Here is a 16,438-nt window from a genome sequence, read left to right on the forward strand (position 1 = left end):
CCACCGCATGACGCCGCGGCTGGCCGGGTGCTATGATCCATCATCATACATACGCGTAGACACCAACAGCACAACGAGGAATCCGGCTTGTCACACTTACCGGTGATCGTCGGCATGGGCGGCGTGAACCCTGCCGGCAGAACCTCGGGCCACCAGGCGTTTCGCCGTACCGTGCTCGACACCCTGCCCGTGGAGGAGCAGACCCGTACCCTGCTGGGTCTGGCCGCCATGATGCGTCTGGCCAGCGGCCAGGAGGACGGCACCTGGCAGGATGCGGATGGGCGCCCCCTGGAACCCGCCGCCCTTGTCGAGCAAACCCGCCAGCAGGTCCTCGACCATACCCTGATTCGCCGCATCGAGGACCCGCACTTCAATGATCCGGGCCTGCCCGCCAACCGTCGGGCCAGCCTGGCGCTGGAGGCACCGCTCACCTTCCGCGTCCGTCGCCGTCAGCTGCCTCAGGATCTGCCGGACACCTGGCAGGTGCGCGAACTCGATCGCAAGCTGATCGAGGTGACGGTACCCGCCGGCGAAATGGACGTCATGCTGCCCGAGCACCGCCCCGCCCAGGTGCGCGCTGCCGGCCAGCTGCCCAGCGGCTTCGAACCCAGCCAGCTCTACCGCAGCGTGCACCACCCCCGCGGACTCTCGATGGCGATCTTCGCCGCCAGCGACTGCCTGGGAGACAGCGGACTCGACTGGGATACCCTGCGTGATCGCCTCGATCCCGACGAGATCGCCGTCTACGCCGGCAACTCCATCGGCCAGCTCGACGAGGAGGGCTGGGGCGGTCTGCTCAAGAGTTTCGTCTCCGGCAAGCGTGCCACCTCCAAGCAGATGCCGCTGGGCTACGGGCAGATGCCGGCCGACTTCCTGAATGCCTATGTGCTGGGCAGCGTAGGCAGCACCGGCGCGGCCATGGGGGCCTGTGCCAGCTTTCTCTACAACCTGCGCCTGGGCGTGGAGGATATCCGTGCCGGCCGTTGCCGAGTGGTGATGGTCGGCACCGCCGATGCGCCGGTCACCCCCGAGATCATCGAAGGCTTCCGTGCCATGGGTGCCCTGGCCGACGACGACAGCCTGCGTGCCCTGGACGCCCTGGAGCTGCTGACCGACGCCGACTACCAGAAGACCTGTCGCCCCTTCGCCCGCAACTGTGGCTTCACCATCGCCGAATCCAGCCAGTTCGTGATGCTGATGGATGACGCCCTGGCCATGGAGGTAGGCGCCGAGCTTCTCGGCAGCGTGCCGGAGGTCTTCGTCAATGCCGACGGCTGGAAGCGCTCCATCTCCGCCCCCGGCATCGGCAACTACATCACCCTGGGCAAGGCCGCCTCCCTGGTGCGCGAGATGCTCGGCGAGCAGGCCCTGCGCCAGCGCTCGTTCGTCCACGCCCATGCCACCAGCACGCCCAAGAACCGCGTCACCGAGTCCCACGTCCTCGACCGGGTGGCCGAGGCCTACGGTATCGAGGCCTGGCCCGTGGTGGCGGTGAAGTCCTATGTGGGCCACTCCCAGGGCAGCGCCGCCGGTGACCAGCTGACCAGTGCCCTGGGCAGCTTCGCCCACGGTCTGCTGCCGGGTATCGCCAACCTCGACGCCGTGGCCGATGACGTTTATGCCGGGCGCCTGGGGCTCTCCCGGGAGACGCGGCCATTCGAGGCCGACGCCGCACTGCTCAACGCCAAGGGATTCGGGGGCAACAACGCCACCGGGGTGCTGCTCTCTCCGGACGTCACCGAACGCCTGCTGGTGCAGCGTCACGGTGAGGCCGCCGTGGCCGCCTGGCAGGTGCGCCGCGAGGCGACTCGCGAGGCCGCCGCCGCTTACCGCCAACAGGCTGACCGGGGACGCTTCTCCCCCCGCTACCGCTTCGGTGAGGGTGTGCTGGAGGGCCCCGAGCTCTCGATCAGCGACGCCGAGATCCATATCCCCGGCTACGCCCGCCCGGTCTCCCTGGCGGTCCACAACCCCTTCGGCAAACTCGAGGAGTGACGGCAATGAATATCGCGGTCTACCCCGGCACCTTCGACCCCATCACCAACGGCCACTTCGACCTGATCGAACGTGCCTCCCGGCTGTTCGACAAGGTGGTGTTGGCCATCGCCACCAGTCCCGGCAAGGGCCCGGCGCTGGATCTCGACACTCGAATCGCCCTGGCCCGGGAGGTGGTCTCGGCGCTGGACAACGTCGAGGTGACCGGCTTCTCGGGCCTGATGACCGAATTCATGAAACAGCAGCAGGCACGCGTGCTGCTGCGAGGGCTTCGCGCGGTCTCGGATTTCGAGTACGAGCTGCAACTGGCCAACATGAATCGCGCCCAGATGCCGGAGCTGGAGACCGTCTTCCTGACCCCGGCGGTGGAGAACTCCTATATCTCCTCCACCCTGGTGCGCGAAATTGCCAAGCTGGGCGGCGATGTCTCGCAGCATGTGCATCCCGGGGTCGCCGCGACGCTGAAGAGCCATTACAATACCTGACCACAAGGCTCGGGATTGTGCCGAGCAGATCCCGATGACCGCGGCCAGCGACTTCCGTGAGGTACCCCATGGCCCTGATGATCACCGACGAGTGCATCAACTGCGACGTCTGCGAGCCGGAATGCCCCAACGGGGCCATCTCGCCAGGCGAAGAGATCTATATCATCGACCCGGCGCTGTGCACCGAGTGTGTCGGTCACTATGACGAGCCCCAGTGCCAGCAGGTGTGTCCGGTGGACTGTATCCCGCTGGACCCGGAGCGCGAGGAGAGCCGCGAGGAGTTGATGTCCAAGTACGAGCGCATCACCGCGGCCTGATGGCTGGCAGGTACGTCACCCCATCTCGAAACGCCCCGCCAAGTGCGGGGCGTTTCGCGTTGTGTGGCACCGTCACCTTTGGCTATAGCTCGTCGGCCCGCTTGCTGACCGTGCACCCGAGGCAACGGCGAAAGGCCGCTTTGGCCGGGGTCTTGATCAGCGTCTCGGCCGCGGTATCCACCCCGCCGCCCAGGGCGGTAAAGGGCAGTGTCACCAGAAACACGGCAGTACCGCCCACCGTGGCCGCCGCCAGCAGCGGTCGCGCGATTACCGCATCGGCAATCATCGCCCCGCCACTCGGCTGAACCCCCACGCGCTGCTCCTGAGCGATCGCCGGAGAGGTTGCCATCAGCGCCACCAGCGCCAGTGTAAAGAAGGTCATGATCCGCTTGCTCATCGCTTGCACTCCCCGTGCTCCCTGCCATCTATGCTGCGTCGTCACCACCCGACGCTCGCCTGTGGCGAATCGAGTATGGTGTTAGTCATCATGAGGTCTTAGAATCGCTAAGGTTACATCCTCTCACGGGATCTTACATCAGGGTAGGCGGCTTTTACCGCTTGCCCGCCCCAGGACAGGCCCCGCCTGCTCCCTCACCATGCAAAGGAGAGCATGATGAAGCGTCTTATCGCCACCGCTGCCCTGGCCACCCTGGTCGCCAGCCCCGCCTTCGCCCAGAGCTATCAGTATGACTCTAATGAGGGGCCTTATATCGGTGCTGGACTGGGGCATTCAGAGACCGACTTTGATATTAGCGGCTATTACCGGGACCGTGGTTACCCAAACACCAACACCGATGACAGCGATACCGGCTATAAACTGTTTGTGGGTTACCAGTTCAACCCCAACTTCGCTATTGAAGCGGGCTACGTAGATTTTGGTGAGTTCACTGCCAATGAAAATGGTGGTAGCGCCAAGGCCAAGCTTAGCGTGGATGGTTTCAGCGCCGCACTCGTCGGTAAACTTCCGATCCAGAATGGTTTTAGCATCTTTGGCAAGTTGGGCATGATTGCCTGGGACGCTGACCTCAATGAAAGTGATAATACTGGATCGTCCAGCTACGGCCGAGACGGCTCCGACCCTCTCTTTGGCATCGGCGCCGAGTATGAAGTTGAGCGCATCCTGATGCGCGCCGAGTTCGAACGCTACGATATCAGCGAAGATGGCGAGGACTTCGAGATCGATCTGATCTCCGCCAGCATCGGCTACCGCTTCTAGGCGATAATCGCGCTTCGCTGCCACCGCCGCCCCGCCCTTGTGCGGGGCGGTTGCGTTATGCCCCGCCGCCGGCCATGCTGCCCGGCTCGTCAATCTCGGGAGCCCCCTGTGAGTCGTTCGGAGTCCTCGTCACCCGGGGCCGCGCGCCGGCGCATCCTGGCGCTGGCCTGGCCAATCATCCTCTCCAATATCACCGTGCCGCTGCTGGGGCTGGTGGACACCGCCGTGGTCGGCCATCTGCCGGACTCGCGCTATCTGGCGGCGGTCACCCTCGGCGCCACCCTGTTCAGCTTCCTGTACTGGGGCTTCGGCTTCCTGCGCATGGGTACCACGGGGCTCACCTCCCAGGCGGTGGGCCGCGAGAACGACACGGACGTACGTAACCTGCTGGGGCAATCGCTGCTGATCGCGGCGGGCATCGGTGCGGCACTGATCCTGTTCTCGAGGCCGCTGATCAGGCTGGGCCTATGGCTCCTCGATGGCAGTGACGTCGCCACGGCACTGGCCGCCGAGTACGCCGAGATCCGCATCCTCTCGGCGCCGGCGGTGCTCGCCAACTACGCCATCCTGGGCTGGTTCCTGGGACAGCAGAACTCGCGAGTGACCCTGGCGATCCTGGTGCTCACCAACGGGGTCAATATCCTCCTCGACCTGCTCTTTGTCGTCGGCCTCGGCATGACCAGCGATGGCGTGGCCTGGGCCACGGTGATCGCCGACTACACCGCCCTGGCCTTCGGCCTGTGGCTGATCTCGCGACAACTCAGATGGCTGTCGGGCCGCTTCCTGCGCCATCGGCTCCTCGCCGTTTCAGCCTATGGCGAGCTCTTCTCGGTCAATGCCAACCTCTTCGTGCGCACCCTGGGGCTGCTCTTCGTCATGGCCTTCTTTACCTCGCGAGGGGCGGCCCAGGGCGATACCGTACTCGCCGCCAATGCCGTGCTGCTGCAGTTCATCATGCTCACCAGCTACGCCCTGGATGGCTTCGCCCACGCCGCCGAGGCGCTGACCGGACGCTCGGTGGGGGCAAGGCGCTGGGCGGAGTTCGCCCAGTCGGTACGGAGTGCCGCCTGGTTCTCACTGCTGACGGCCGGCACCGCCGCCCTGGCCTTCGCCCTGGGGGGCGAGGCGCTGATCGCCCTGCTTACCGGCCTGCCCGAGGTGCGAGAGACCGCCGCCACCTACCTGCCGTGGATGGTCGTCATGCCGCTGATCGCGGTATGGGGCTACCTGCTGGACGGCGTCTTTATCGGTGCCACGGCGATTCGGGAGATGCGCAACAGCATCTTTGCCGGGCTCGCCGTCTATCTGCCCGCCTGGTGGCTGGGCCAGGCCCTTCTTCCCGAGGCGCTCATCAACCACGGTCTGTGGCTCGCCTTCACGCTGTTCATGCTGACGCGCTCGGCGACGCTGATCGCCTACTACCATCAACGGCGCCGCAGCGACTGGTGTGAGGCGCCTGGACCATTGGCGTCCGAATAGCGCAAGATACTGATGCTGCGCTATTTTATGCAATGAAACACCAATAACACTCAAAACAGTAAGGGAACGCCATGCTCAAGGCCCTCTCCAGACCGGCGGTCAAGCTGGTCGAACGCTACCTGCCCGACCCCTATATCTTCGTGCTGCTGTTGACCATCATCGCCGCCGTGGCGGCCATTGCCGTGGAACGCCAGACGCCACTCGCGGTGATGCGCATGTGGGGGGATGGTTTCTGGAACCTGCTGACCTTCTTGATGCAGATGCTGCTGGTGCTGGTGACCGGCTTCATGCTGGCCAGCTCCCCCCCGGTGAAAAGGCTGCTGCAGCGACTCGCTGCCCTGGCCAAGGGGCCCGGTGGCGCCATCCTGCTGGTCACCTATGTGTCGCTGGCCGCCAGCTGGATCAACTGGGGCTTCGGCCTGGTCGTGGGGGCGCTCTTCGCCAAGGAGCTCGCGCGCCTGGTCCGGGTCGACTATCGCCTGCTGGTGGCCAGCGCCTACTCCGGCTTTATCGTCTGGCACGGCGGCCTGGCCGGCTCGGTACCGCTGACCGTGGCCACCGATGGCCACTTCAGCGCCGACCAGATCGGCGTGATCGGCACCGGCTCGACCATCTTCTCCTTCTTCAACCTGGCCATCGTGGTGATGCTGTTTATCGCGGTACCGCTGGTCAACCGCATGATGCTGCCCGACGAAAAGGACAGCGTGTTCGTCGATCCCAAGCTGCTCGGCGACGACGAGGCGCACCAGGTGCGTATCACCCGCCCCGCCGAGCGCATGGAGAACAGCGTGGTGCTGGCCTGGCTGGTGGGCATTCCCGGGCTGATCTTCCTGGCCGATCACTTCTTCCTGCGCGGCGGCGGCCTCAACCTGAACGTGGTCAACTTCATGTTCCTGTTCCTGGCCATCGTGCTGCATCGCACCCCGCGCAGCCTGCTGGAGAGCCTGCACGAAGCGATCAAGGGCGGTGCCGGCATCGTCATCCAGTTCCCGTTCTACGCCGGGATCATGGCGATCATGGTGCAGTCCGGTCTGGCGACCAGCATGTCCGAGGCGCTGGTCTCCTTTGCCACCGACACCACCCTGCCGGTCTGGACCTTTATCAGTGCGGGCATCGTCAACCTCTTCGTGCCCTCCGGCGGCGGCCAGTGGGCGGTGCAGGCACCGGTGATGATTCCGGCCGCCCAGGCACTGGGGGTGGATATTCCCCGGATGGCCATGGCCGTGGCCTGGGGTGATGCCTGGACCAACCTGCTGCAGCCCTTCTGGGCCCTGCCGGTACTCGGCATCGCCGGGCTCAAGGCCAAGGACATCATGGGCTTCTGCCTGATCCAGCTGCTGATCACCGGGGTGCTGATCTCCATCGGCCTGACCTGGTTCTGACCCTCCAGCAAGGCGCCCTGTCCCCAGGCGGGCGGGGCGTCCGGCTGTGGATAACACACAAGGAGATCCAATGGACGACAACGATCTGTCCGGCGCCCTGCCCGGCCAACACGAGCTGTCGATGACCGTGTTGATGACCCCCGACATGGCCAACTTCAGCGGCAAGGTGCATGGGGGCGCCATCCTCAAGAAGCTAGACGAGGTGGCCTACGCCTGCGCCAGCCGCTACTCGGGCCACTATGTGGTTACCCTCTCGGTGGACCAGGTGCTGTTCAAGCAGCCGATCCATGTGGGGGAGCTGGTGACCTTCCTGGCCTGCGTCAACCATGTGGGCCGCTCCTCCATGGAGATCGGCGTCAAGGTGGTGGCCGAGGATATCCAGAACAAGCTGATCCGCCACACCAACAGCTGCTACCTGACCATGGTGGCGGTGGATGGCGATGGCAAGCCGGCGCCGGTGCCTCCACTGGCGCTTGACACGAAGGTGCAGAAGCTACGTTTCGAGAAGGCGGCCCTGCGCAAGAAGCTTCGCAAGCAGGCCGAAGAGGAGCAGCGCCGTACCCAGGCCGAGCACGGCGCCAGAGAAGATGACGACTAGCCACAGTCCAGGCTGAGGATGATGTCCGTTTCGTCCAGGTGGACATTGAGACGATCTGGCCGATGATCGAGAGTCACCGCCGTACCGGGGCGAATCACACGAATGGCCGATGCTTCACTCTCGGCGTGCATCGCCTTGCCCAGGGACACGCTGTAGGTACGACCGATACGGTCCTGAACGCGCTGGGCACCACACTCCCCGCCAGTTTCCACGCGAGGCGGCAGCGGAGCGGGTTCGGGCTCCGGCGCCGAACTCATGCTACTGCAGCCCGCCAGCAGCAGGCCGAAGAGTAGCGGTGAGAGTCTCGTTACAACCATCTGGGCTTCCTTGTCGGGTCCAAGCTTGATCTATACCAACAATGCCGGAACGGCCTGGCCGATCCGGCAGTTGACTCACCATGGCTCGGCTCAGAATGCCGGTGCGGACTGGCCGATCCGGGGCTCGGCTCAGAATGCCGATGCGGACTGGCCGTTCCGGGGCTCGGCTCAGAATACCGGTGCGGACTGGCCGTTCCGGGGCTCGGCTCAGGAAGCGGCGTCCTGAACGGCCTCGCCACCCTGCTCGATATCCTGGCCGGCACCGCGAACGGTATTGCAGCCGGAGAGCAGAGAAACGGCGAACAGTGCCGCCACCAGCATCATCAGAGTACGCTTCATGATGAACCTCCTTGTGAGTTGGGAATGTTGCACCCGTAATTTAGCAGCTCACGGCGAGCTGCGCCTTACCCCAGCAGCAGCCTGAGGATAATCGCCGCAATCACCGCCACCGTGAGCCACTTGACCACAAAGGCCCCACGTGGACTGACATTGACCCTTACCGCCAGCCAGGCGCCCGACATGCTGCCCGCCGCCAGCACCAGACCATAGCTCCAGCGCACCTGATCATTGACCACAAAGATGGCCAACGCCGGCAGGGTATAGACCAGCACGATCAACACCTTGAAGACGTTCACCTGGGCCAGGTCGATCTTGAGCATGCGGTAGAGCACCACGATAAAGAGGATACCCACACCCACCTGGATAAAGCCGCCATAGAGGCCGATGACAAACATCGCCAGGTAGACCGCCGGCGTCAGCCGCTCGGGGGTCAACGGCCGGGTATCCAGGCGTGGCTGGGGCAGCAGCATCAGCAGCGCCGAGCCCGCCATCACCACGATCAGGATCGCCTCGAACAGGGCGTCGCCGGTTCGCAGGGCCAACCAGGCCCCGAGCAGCGACCCCACCACCGCCGGCACGGAGAGCCGCAGCGAGAGCCCCAGATGGCGCGCCCCGGCACGAAAGAAGTTGTATACCGCCGAGACGCTCTGCAGGGTGATGGAGACACGGTTGGTACCGTTGGCCTCCTGGGGTGGCAGGCCCAGGAACATCAACAGCGGCAGGGTAAGCATGGAGCCGCCGGCGGAGAGCACGTTGATAAAGCCGGCCAGCGCACCGATCAGCAGCATGGCCAGCGCTTCGAGCAGGGTCATGGAAGAGTCCTTTCAGGAAAGAGCCGCACAGCTTAGCCGCCCGGGCAAACGGGGAAAACTCCCCACGGTTCTGTGGCATGATGCCGGACAGCCGATACCACTCGCTGACTACCCCGGAGAGCCCTGATGGATCATTTCGAGCCAGACCCCCGCCTGGTGGAGGACAGCTACCCGATCACCGAGCTGCCGCTATGCCAGCTGCGGCTGATGAACGATAGCCGTTTTCCCTGGTTGCTGCTGATTCCGCGGCGGCATGGCATCAGCGAGCTCTTCGAGCTGGACGAGGCCGAGCAGCGGCAGCTGTGGCACGAGACAAGCCGCATCGGCCAGGCCTTCAAGGCACTGATGGGGGCCGACAAGCTCAATGTGGCAAGCCTCGGCAACGTGGTGGCGCAGCTGCATGTGCATCTGGTGCTGCGCCGCACGGACGATGACCTCTGGCCGGGACCGGTCTGGGGGCAGGGGGAGGCGACACCCTACGACCTCGACACCCTGGCCGCCATGCGAGACCGGGTGCTGGCCATGCTCGAGGGGCTCGACCTGCAACCCGAGGCTGAACGCTAGCCTCCGGAGGCTAGCGTTCAGCCTCGCACTCCGCGAGGCGCAGGGCGATATCGGACGCAAGCCGCTCCAGGGTAGTGCGCGGCATGGGGCGCCCGCCGCGGAGGGCCGTCAAGGCAAGGCGGCCATCGGTGCCAGGCGACTCGACTGCCACCAGCACCCGGTAGCCCGGCCAGCGCGAGAACACCGCCACCAGGCGTCCCAGCGACGCATCGGCATGGCGCACCACATAACCGCGCGACATCAGTGCCTCGGCGGTGACCTCCAGGGCACAGGGGGAGGCCTGTGAGGAGAGCATCACCGGCGGCACCGATGATGGAGGGGTCGCACAGCCGGTCAGCAGCCCTACCACCAGTATCATGCCAGCCAGACGAGTCATGGCTCACCTCCGACATCCATGGCCCGGCGCAGGCCGCCACAGAACGCCCCGGTGCTGGCGCTGCGCGACTCCGCGAGCTCACCTCGCCAGTCGATGACCTGAAGATCGCGACTGACCCGCACCTCCCCGTCACTGACCAGCAACGAGACACGCTCCAGCTCGGTGGCATCGCGGGTCAGGCTGCCCACTCCACCGAAACCGATCATCACTCCACCACCGAAACCACCACGACCACCGCCGAGGCCGATACCGCCGAACACACCGCGACGCCCCCAGTCGCCATGGCGGTCGCCGTAGCCGGGCAGGATGCGGGTACGCTCTGCGCTTACCAGTGCCGGAGCGCTCGCGGTATGACGGATTAGAAAGCCGTCATCCTCCAGGGCAACCACCGCCCGCCGCAGCGTCTCGGTGACCGGCACACCCGCGCCCGACCAGAGACAGGCCGCCGCGGGGGACGGCTCCGCCACCGGCAGGGTGGCAGGAACGGACTGGCAGCCGGCCAGCACCAGCAGGACAAGCAACGGCCAGGGACGCATGGTCTCTCTCCCGAGGTTGGACGACTTCAGTGTAGGCAGGAGGCCGTGACGAGGGAATATTGCAAGACGGCGGCACCCGACCCCGACGTTCGACGCGTCTGGATGACGCAGCCCCCTTGAAGTCGGCTCCCTCCGCCAAGATGTCATTCATCATGGCTATGATGCTCATGGTCAGGATTCACTGTCCGCCAGCGGGCGATACATGGATCATGTAACCCAACACCACCAAGGAGGCATTCGCATGAGCGATACCAACCGCATCGGCCTGCACGAGGCCAGCGCCAGCCAGCTCGCCGAGAAACTCAACGAGCTGCTGGCCAACTACCAGGTCTTCTACATGAACGTGCGCGGCTACCACTGGAACGTGAAGGGGCCGCAGTTCTTCCAGCTCCACGAGAAGTTCGAGGAGCTCTATACCGACCTGCTGACCAAGGTCGATGAGGTCGCCGAGCGCGTGCTTACCCTGGGCCACCAGCCGCTGCATGCCTACAGCGATTATGTGGAGGTCTCGCGCATCACCGAGGACAAGAACGTCTCGGACGGCAAGGCCTGCGTCGAGGGCGTGCTGGCGGGCTACCAGGTACTAATCGAGCTGCAGCGCGAGATTCTCTCCCTGGCCTCGGATGCCGACGACGAGGGCACCGCCGCCCAGGCCGGCGACTATATCCGCGAGCAGGAGAAGACCGTGTGGATGCTGGCCAGCTACCTGGCCTGATTCAGGACCCGACCCGATCAGGCATCACGGGTCATGTCACAATAACGCCGGGCCTTGGGCCCGGCGTTATTGTGTCCGACGACTTCGCTCAGACCCCATGAATGTCAGCGCGTCAGATCCTCCACCAGGGCGCGCAGCAGCGTCCAGAACTCCTCCACCGAGGCGACCTCGACGCGCTCATCCGGCGAATGAGCACCGCGAATCAGCGGACCGAAGGAGATCATCTCAAGCGCCGGGTACTTGCCGCCCAGAATGCCGCACTCGAGCCCGGCATGGATGACCTTGACCGCCGGCTCGCTGCCCAGCTGCTCGCGGTGCACACGCTGAAAGCGCGTCAGCAGCTCGCTGTCTCGCTGGGGAGTCCACCCCGGATAGCCATTCTCGAGACGCACCTTGGCACCGGTCAGCTCGAACACGGCACGCAGCCGATCGGCCAGGTCCTGGGCCGCGCTGTCGTGCAGCGAGCGCACCAGGGCACCGAGATGGAACCGCCCCGCCGCGAGGCTCACGACCCCCAGGTTGTTGGAGGTCTCCACCACGCCCGGCACCTCCTGACTCATGCGCTCGACGCCACAGGGCGCGGCATGAATGGCGGCCAGCAGTAGATGTGTCGCCTGACCGGTGAGCGGCTCATCGGCGGGCACCTCGACCGGCTCGAGGGTCAACGTCAGTGCATCATCGACACCGGCAAACTCCTTGCGCAGGATGGCCTGCAGGGTCGCCACCTCAGCCCTGGCGGCCTCGAGCTCCTCCTCGGGCAGCGCCAGGGTCGCAAAGGCCTCGCGAGGCAGCGCATTGCGCAGGGTACCCCCCTGGTAGCTTGCCAGCCTGACATCGAGGCGCTCCAGGACACGCATCACCCGCACCAGCAGTCGATTGGCGTTACCCCGCCCCTTGTCGATATCGATCCCGGAGTGACCGCCGCGCAGCCCGGTCAGCGACAGGCGAAGCGTCACCTCATCGTCGGCCAGCGCCGCGGTGGGCAGCTGCGCCTCCACCACCACATCGGTGCCTCCGGCGCAGCCGATAAACACCTCGCCACGATCCTCGGAGTCGAGGTTGAGCAGGTAATGTCCTTGCAGCCACCCTTCGGCGAGGTTGAGCGCCCCGCCCATGCCGGACTCCTCCTCCAGGGTAAAGATCGCTTCCAGCGGGCCGTGGATGAGGTCGTCATCCTCGAGGATGGCCAGGGCGGCAGCCACGCCGAGGCCGTTATCGGCACCCAGGGTGGTATTGCGGGCCCGCAGCCAGCCGTCATCGTCGAGGTAGGTCTCGATGGGGTCGCGGGTAAAGTCGTGGGGGTGGTCGCTGTTGGCCTGGGGGACCATATCCAGGTGACCCTGGAAGATCACGCCGGGAGCCTGCTCATGACCGGGAGAGGCCGGCTTGCGAATCAGCAGGTTGCCGAAGGCATCACGCTCATGCGCCAGCCCCTGTGCGTCGGCCCAGGCTTCGAGGCGTGCCGCCAGGGCGGCCTCATGGCCGGAGGGGCGCGGAGTCTCGCAAAGGGTGCGGAAATGGCGCCAGAGCGGCTGTGGCGAGAGCCGATCGAGATGTTCGTTCATGATGATCCCTTCCTGAGTAACCGACCTACCTTACTCAGCCCGTTGCTGAAGGGGAAGAGATGGACAGCAGCATGGCCGTCGCCTGGCGCAGGCGGGCGGTGGCCTGCCGCCGGCCCGATACACCGAGATACCGGGGCAGAGCCTCACCACTCAGCCCCTGAAATCCCCAGGCCACCAGCAGCAGAAGTTCGGGATCGGCGAGGGGGATGCCGCGGGCCAGGGCATGACGAACCAGGGCCTGCAGCGCGGGCCGGGCCAGCGCCGGCTCGCGATGACCGGCGGCGACATCCTCGGCATCGCGGCGGTCGTCGTCTGCGAGGTTCGCCCCACCGCCCTCCGCCAGCAGGGCGGCGGCCACTGACGGCGCCAGATCACGCAGCTCGAAGGCCAGCAGGCCGGGCAGGGCTCGCTGAAAGCGCGCGGCGAGCGAGGTCAGCAGCGCCTCACCGCGCTTGCTGGTGGCCCGGGCCACCATCAGGGCGTGCTCACCCGTGGCGGTCTCACGGGTCAGCCCGAGGCGCAGTGCGTGAAACCCCTGCTCCCGCCAGAAGGCCATCAGCGCCGATTCGGCGCCGAAGCTCGCCCCCAGCAGATCGCAGCCATCACGACGCGCTCGCTCAAGCTCCGCCTCGATCAGCCGTCTTCCCAGCCCCTCGCGACGACGCCGGGGTGATACCGCAATGCGTACCACCCGACGCAGATGCCCGGTAAGGGCCTCCCGGGAACCGGCATGGGCGGCCAGGGACTGGGCCATGAGGTGGCCACGAGGACGCCGCTCGCCACGGGCGACCCGCTCGGCCAGGTCCGCCTCGAAGCCCCCTTCATCCGCGCTCATCACCACCCCGAGCGGCACATCACCGGCCGTCACTCTGCCAACGGTGAGGCCCGGGCCATCCAGCAGCAGTCGTAGATCGCTGGGCGTGGTGCGGTAGTGGGCCTGCACCAGCAGGCCGAACAGGCCCCGCAGGCCACTCTCGTCACTGGCCAGTGTATCCCGCGACAGTTGCCACACCTCACCGGCCGGCCGAGAGGATGGCTCGGGCGGGTCGGCATCCAGCATCAGCAGGCGATGGATCAGCGGCTCGAGGGGGTCATCATTCGCCCAGCGGATCGGCTCGGCCAGATGCAGCCCTCGCCACTCCGGGGTGGTGCGTTCGAGACGCTCGCGGAAACGCAGGGCAAAACCGCGACCGGAGCCCTCGTAGCCGTGCACCGTGGTGGCAAAGGCGATCCGTGGGAAGGCGTCGAGCCACTCGCCGAGCAGCCCGGCGGGAATCGCCGCCGCCTCATCCACCACCAGCAACCGGCCGGCACCGCCGGCCTCGCCCTGCCGGGCCAGCTCGGCGAGGGCATCCGGGGCCACGAAGCGAACTTCACCCTGGTCGGTAGCGAAGAGATGCCCGCGTCGCTCACCCTGGGGGCAGAGCGCCGCAAGGCGCTCGAAGAGGCTCTCCACCGCTGCCGGGCGCGGTGCGGTCACCAGCACCTCCTGCTCTCCCGTGGCCAGCCAGCGGGCGCAGGCGATGCCCAGGGCCGCACTCTTGCCGCGCCCACGGTCGGCGGTGATCACCAACGGACGACGGCGACGCAACCGCGCCAGGCGAGCCACCGCCTGGGCCTGGTCGCCGGTCAGGCAGTCTCCATCGGTCACCGGCCGCTCGGCAGGCGCCTTACGGATGGGAAGCCCGGGTAAACGAGGCGTTTCACCGGCCCGCCAGCGAATCACCTGGTCGGCGTCACTCAGCAGACGCGCCAACCGGGCCAGGTAGCGGCTGCTCAGCGCCTCGGGTCGCCAGGGGTGTTCGGCCAGCCGCGCATAGTCGGCATCGGGTCGGCTGCCCCACTCCTCCGGGGTCATCAGCACCAGCAGGCCACCCGCCTTCAGGGTGCCGGCCAAGGCCGCCACGGCGTCAGGGTCGAAGCCCGCCCCATCGGAGACGGCGTCGATCACCAGTAGATCATGCTCACCCCCCAGGCGAGCCCGGGCACGGGCAGGTGCCAGCCAGTGCGCCGCATCGACCCGCGGTGGTAACGCCGGCGCCACCCAGAGCGGGCAGTGCCAGACGCCGGCTCGCCATAGCTCGTCGGCCGCATCACAGCACGCCTGGGGAGCCCCCTGCAGCCACGCCAGGCCCCGCCAGCGACGGCGGGCGAGCCGTGAGACATGAACCAGCAGCGCCCGAGTCGACAGGCCATGCGCCTCCTCTCTCCCGCTCATTGTCACTCCCCCGGTTTCGCCGCTTCACCTAGCACTTTGGTCTTACATCGGTGCAGTTTTCAACGCTAGTTACCGATCAACATGCTACGTTGACGTTAACGTAAACATTTATTAAATACCTGATAGTATTGAATTATCAAACAGTAACTTAACGTATCGCGGTCACGGTGGCGCTGTCTGCCCCCCGCCCACGGGGGGCGACAGCGTCGCAGGACCATGATCGTTCTGTACGCCAATAGGGTGTTAGTTTGAAGCCTAGTTGCGGATTCACCAATGCATTCCGATGCCGGCGGCCGCAACCCAGCCTTATCCGGTTGGCGCCACAAGGGCGCCACCCTCTGTCCAGCCCCGTAGGGAGAACAATATGAAGACACTGCGCAGCTTCACGCTCACCGGCCTGGCCGCCGGCGTGGCCCTGGCCGCCCTGAGCACCACCGCCCAGGCCAAGGAAACGTGGACCATGACCACCACCTGGCCGGACAACCTGGACCTGATCCAGATGGACCGCCACTGGGTCGAGCTGGTCAACAAGCTGGCCGGCGATGAACTCACCATCAACTTCCGTGCCGGTGGCACCCTGATGCCGGGCAGCGAGGTGTTCGATGCCACCCAGACCGGCGCCATCCAGGCCGCCGCCGACTGGCCGGGCTACTGGGCGGGCCTGAGCCCGGCCTTCTCGCCGCTGGCCACCACCACCAGCCTGTTCAACGGCGTGGACTACCTCAACTGGATCAACCAGTGGGGCGGCTTCGAGCTGTACCAGGAGGTCTACGGCGAGTATGACATGGTCTACCTGCCCTACGGCATCACCAACAACGAGTCCGGCTTCATGGGCGGCACCCCCATCGAGAGCATCGCCGACCTGGAAGGCAAGCGTCTGCGCCTCTCCGGCCGCGACCAGGGCCGCGTGCTGGAGAAGCTCGGCGGCTCCCAGGTCACCCTGGCCGGCGGCGAGGTCTACCAGGCCATCGAGCGCGGCGTGATCGACGCCGGCGAGTTCTCCACCCCGGGGGTCGACTACAAGGCCGGCTTCGGCGAGGTGGCCGACTACTGGTCCACCCCGGGCTGGCACCAGTCCGCCAGCGTCTTCGGTGTGATGATCAACAAGGAGGCGTGGGACGCCCTCTCCGAGGAGACCCAGGAGAAGCTGAAGATCGCCGCCGAAGCCACCATGACCTGGTCACTGGCCTGGTCCGAGCGGCAGTCCACCGAGGCGACGGTCAAGTTCAAGGACGAGGGCATGACCATCAATCAGCTGCCCGAAGAGGACCTGGCGCGTATCCAGGATGTCACCAACGAGGTGATCCTGCAGGGCGCCTGCGAGGATCCGATGCATGCCAAGGTCTACCACTCCATGGTCAGCTACCTGGATCATTACGCCAACTGGCGTGACGTGACCGTGCCCTTCAACATGAGCCGTAGCATGGACAACCTGCCGTCCCTCGAGGAGCTCGAGAGCTGCATGAACCAGTAAGCGGACCGGGCCGGGCCCTACGGGGCTCGGCCCTATCCGGTCGCTTTACC

General features: G+C 65.9%; 18 protein-coding genes. 10 read left to right on the forward strand and 8 right to left on the reverse strand.

Annotated elements, in window-relative coordinates; genetic code table 11:
• Positions 1–114 precede the first annotated feature (114 nt).
• The 3 genes from RM463_RS09225 to RM463_RS09235 all read left to right on the forward strand — a co-directional run bounded on the left by RM463_RS09225 (position 115) and on the right by RM463_RS09235 (position 2,797).
• Positions 115–1,995 carry a beta-ketoacyl synthase gene (locus RM463_RS09225; RefSeq protein ID WP_195687355.1) on the forward strand — a complete coding sequence of 627 codons (1,881 nt, stop codon included), beginning with the start codon at positions 115–117 and terminating at the stop codon, positions 1,993–1,995.
• Between the two features lie 5 nt (positions 1,996–2,000).
• Positions 2,001–2,480: a pantetheine-phosphate adenylyltransferase gene (coaD, locus tag RM463_RS09230; protein ID WP_195687324.1), complete on the forward strand. Its 480-nt coding sequence runs from the start codon at positions 2,001–2,003 to the stop codon at positions 2,478–2,480.
• Between the two features lie 68 nt (positions 2,481–2,548).
• Positions 2,549–2,797 carry a YfhL family 4Fe-4S dicluster ferredoxin gene (locus RM463_RS09235; protein ID WP_195687325.1) on the forward strand — a complete coding sequence of 83 codons (249 nt, stop codon included), beginning with the start codon at positions 2,549–2,551 and terminating at the stop codon, positions 2,795–2,797.
• Between the two features lie 82 nt (positions 2,798–2,879).
• Here the strand turns inward: RM463_RS09235 and RM463_RS09240 are convergent, their stop codons facing one another.
• Positions 2,880–3,194, reverse strand: a complete 315-nt coding sequence (locus RM463_RS09240) for a hypothetical protein (RefSeq protein WP_195687326.1) — start codon at positions 3,192–3,194, stop codon at positions 2,880–2,882.
• 216 nt (positions 3,195–3,410) lie between these two features.
• On the opposite strand from RM463_RS09240, the gene RM463_RS09245 reads away from it, so the two are divergent.
• From RM463_RS09245 to RM463_RS09260, 4 genes are all read left to right on the forward strand, one after another.
• Positions 3,411–4,013: an outer membrane beta-barrel protein gene (locus RM463_RS09245; RefSeq protein WP_195687327.1), complete on the forward strand. Its 603-nt coding sequence runs from the start codon at positions 3,411–3,413 to the stop codon at positions 4,011–4,013.
• 108 nt (positions 4,014–4,121) lie between these two features.
• Positions 4,122–5,492 carry an MATE family efflux transporter gene (locus RM463_RS09250; RefSeq protein ID WP_311429816.1) on the forward strand — a complete coding sequence of 457 codons (1,371 nt, stop codon included), beginning with the start codon at positions 4,122–4,124 and terminating at the stop codon, positions 5,490–5,492.
• Positions 5,493–5,563: 71 nt separating this feature from the next.
• Entirely contained in the window at positions 5,564–6,874 is a 1,311-nt protein-coding gene (locus tag RM463_RS09255; RefSeq protein ID WP_311429817.1) for a short-chain fatty acid transporter, read from the forward strand.
• Positions 6,875–6,944: 70 nt separating this feature from the next.
• Complete coding sequence (locus tag RM463_RS09260; protein ID WP_132044589.1) at positions 6,945–7,472, forward strand: acyl-CoA thioesterase; 528 nt, start codon at positions 6,945–6,947, stop codon at positions 7,470–7,472.
• Here the strand turns inward: RM463_RS09260 and RM463_RS09265 are convergent.
• The 3 genes from RM463_RS09265 to RM463_RS09275 form a co-directional block, all read right to left on the reverse strand.
• Positions 7,469–7,789, reverse strand: coding sequence for an I78 family peptidase inhibitor (locus RM463_RS09265; RefSeq protein ID WP_229332879.1), 321 nt, complete (start codon positions 7,787–7,789; stop codon positions 7,469–7,471). The two genes, RM463_RS09260 and RM463_RS09265, sit on opposite strands and share 4 nt — an antisense overlap.
• Before the next feature lie 207 nt (positions 7,790–7,996).
• The gene (locus RM463_RS09270; protein ID WP_027960436.1) at positions 7,997–8,128 is read right to left on the reverse strand and encodes an entericidin A/B family lipoprotein; all 132 of its coding nucleotides are present in this window, start codon (positions 8,126–8,128) and stop codon (positions 7,997–7,999) included.
• 65 nt (positions 8,129–8,193) lie between these two features.
• On the reverse strand, positions 8,194–8,940 hold the full coding sequence (locus RM463_RS09275) for a sulfite exporter TauE/SafE family protein (RefSeq protein ID WP_195687330.1): 747 nt from the start codon (positions 8,938–8,940) through the stop codon (positions 8,194–8,196).
• A gap of 126 nt (positions 8,941–9,066) precedes the next feature.
• On the opposite strand from RM463_RS09275, the gene RM463_RS09280 reads away from it, so the two are divergent.
• Complete coding sequence (locus RM463_RS09280; protein WP_195687331.1) at positions 9,067–9,504, forward strand: HIT family protein; 438 nt, start codon at positions 9,067–9,069, stop codon at positions 9,502–9,504.
• 10 nt (positions 9,505–9,514) lie between these two features.
• Here the strand turns inward: RM463_RS09280 and RM463_RS09285 are convergent, their stop codons facing one another.
• Positions 9,515–9,880, reverse strand: coding sequence for a hypothetical protein (locus tag RM463_RS09285; RefSeq protein WP_195687332.1), 366 nt, complete (start codon positions 9,878–9,880; stop codon positions 9,515–9,517).
• Positions 9,877–10,416 (reverse strand): hypothetical protein, encoded by a 540-nt coding sequence (locus RM463_RS09290; protein WP_311429818.1) that lies wholly within the window; start codon positions 10,414–10,416, stop codon positions 9,877–9,879. Before RM463_RS09290 ends, RM463_RS09285 begins: the two co-directional genes overlap by 4 nt.
• Before the next feature lie 241 nt (positions 10,417–10,657).
• On the opposite strand from RM463_RS09290, the gene RM463_RS09295 reads away from it, so the two are divergent.
• A complete protein-coding gene (locus RM463_RS09295; RefSeq protein WP_195687334.1) occupies positions 10,658–11,131 on the forward strand; it encodes a Dps family protein in 474 nt (157 codons plus the stop codon).
• Positions 11,132–11,235: 104 nt separating this feature from the next.
• On the opposite strand, the gene RM463_RS09300 is transcribed toward RM463_RS09295, so the two are convergent.
• Together RM463_RS09300 and RM463_RS09305 are read right to left on the reverse strand one after the other, a co-directional pair.
• A complete protein-coding gene (locus RM463_RS09300) occupies positions 11,236–12,696 on the reverse strand; it encodes an aminoacyl-histidine dipeptidase (RefSeq protein WP_195687335.1) in 1,461 nt (486 codons plus the stop codon).
• Positions 12,697–12,730: 34 nt separating this feature from the next.
• Positions 12,731–14,914 carry a GNAT family N-acetyltransferase gene (locus RM463_RS09305; RefSeq protein ID WP_311429819.1) on the reverse strand — a complete coding sequence of 728 codons (2,184 nt, stop codon included), beginning with the start codon at positions 14,912–14,914 and terminating at the stop codon, positions 12,731–12,733.
• 364 nt (positions 14,915–15,278) lie between these two features.
• On the opposite strand from RM463_RS09305, the gene dctP reads away from it, so the two are divergent.
• Positions 15,279–16,388: a TRAP transporter substrate-binding protein DctP gene (dctP, locus tag RM463_RS09310; RefSeq protein WP_195687337.1), complete on the forward strand. Its 1,110-nt coding sequence runs from the start codon at positions 15,279–15,281 to the stop codon at positions 16,386–16,388.
• Positions 16,389–16,438 lie beyond the last annotated feature (50 nt).

This window comes from Halomonas sp. LES1 (genome assembly GCF_031846005.1).
Classification (GTDB): Bacteria; Pseudomonadota; Gammaproteobacteria; order Pseudomonadales; family Halomonadaceae; genus Halomonas.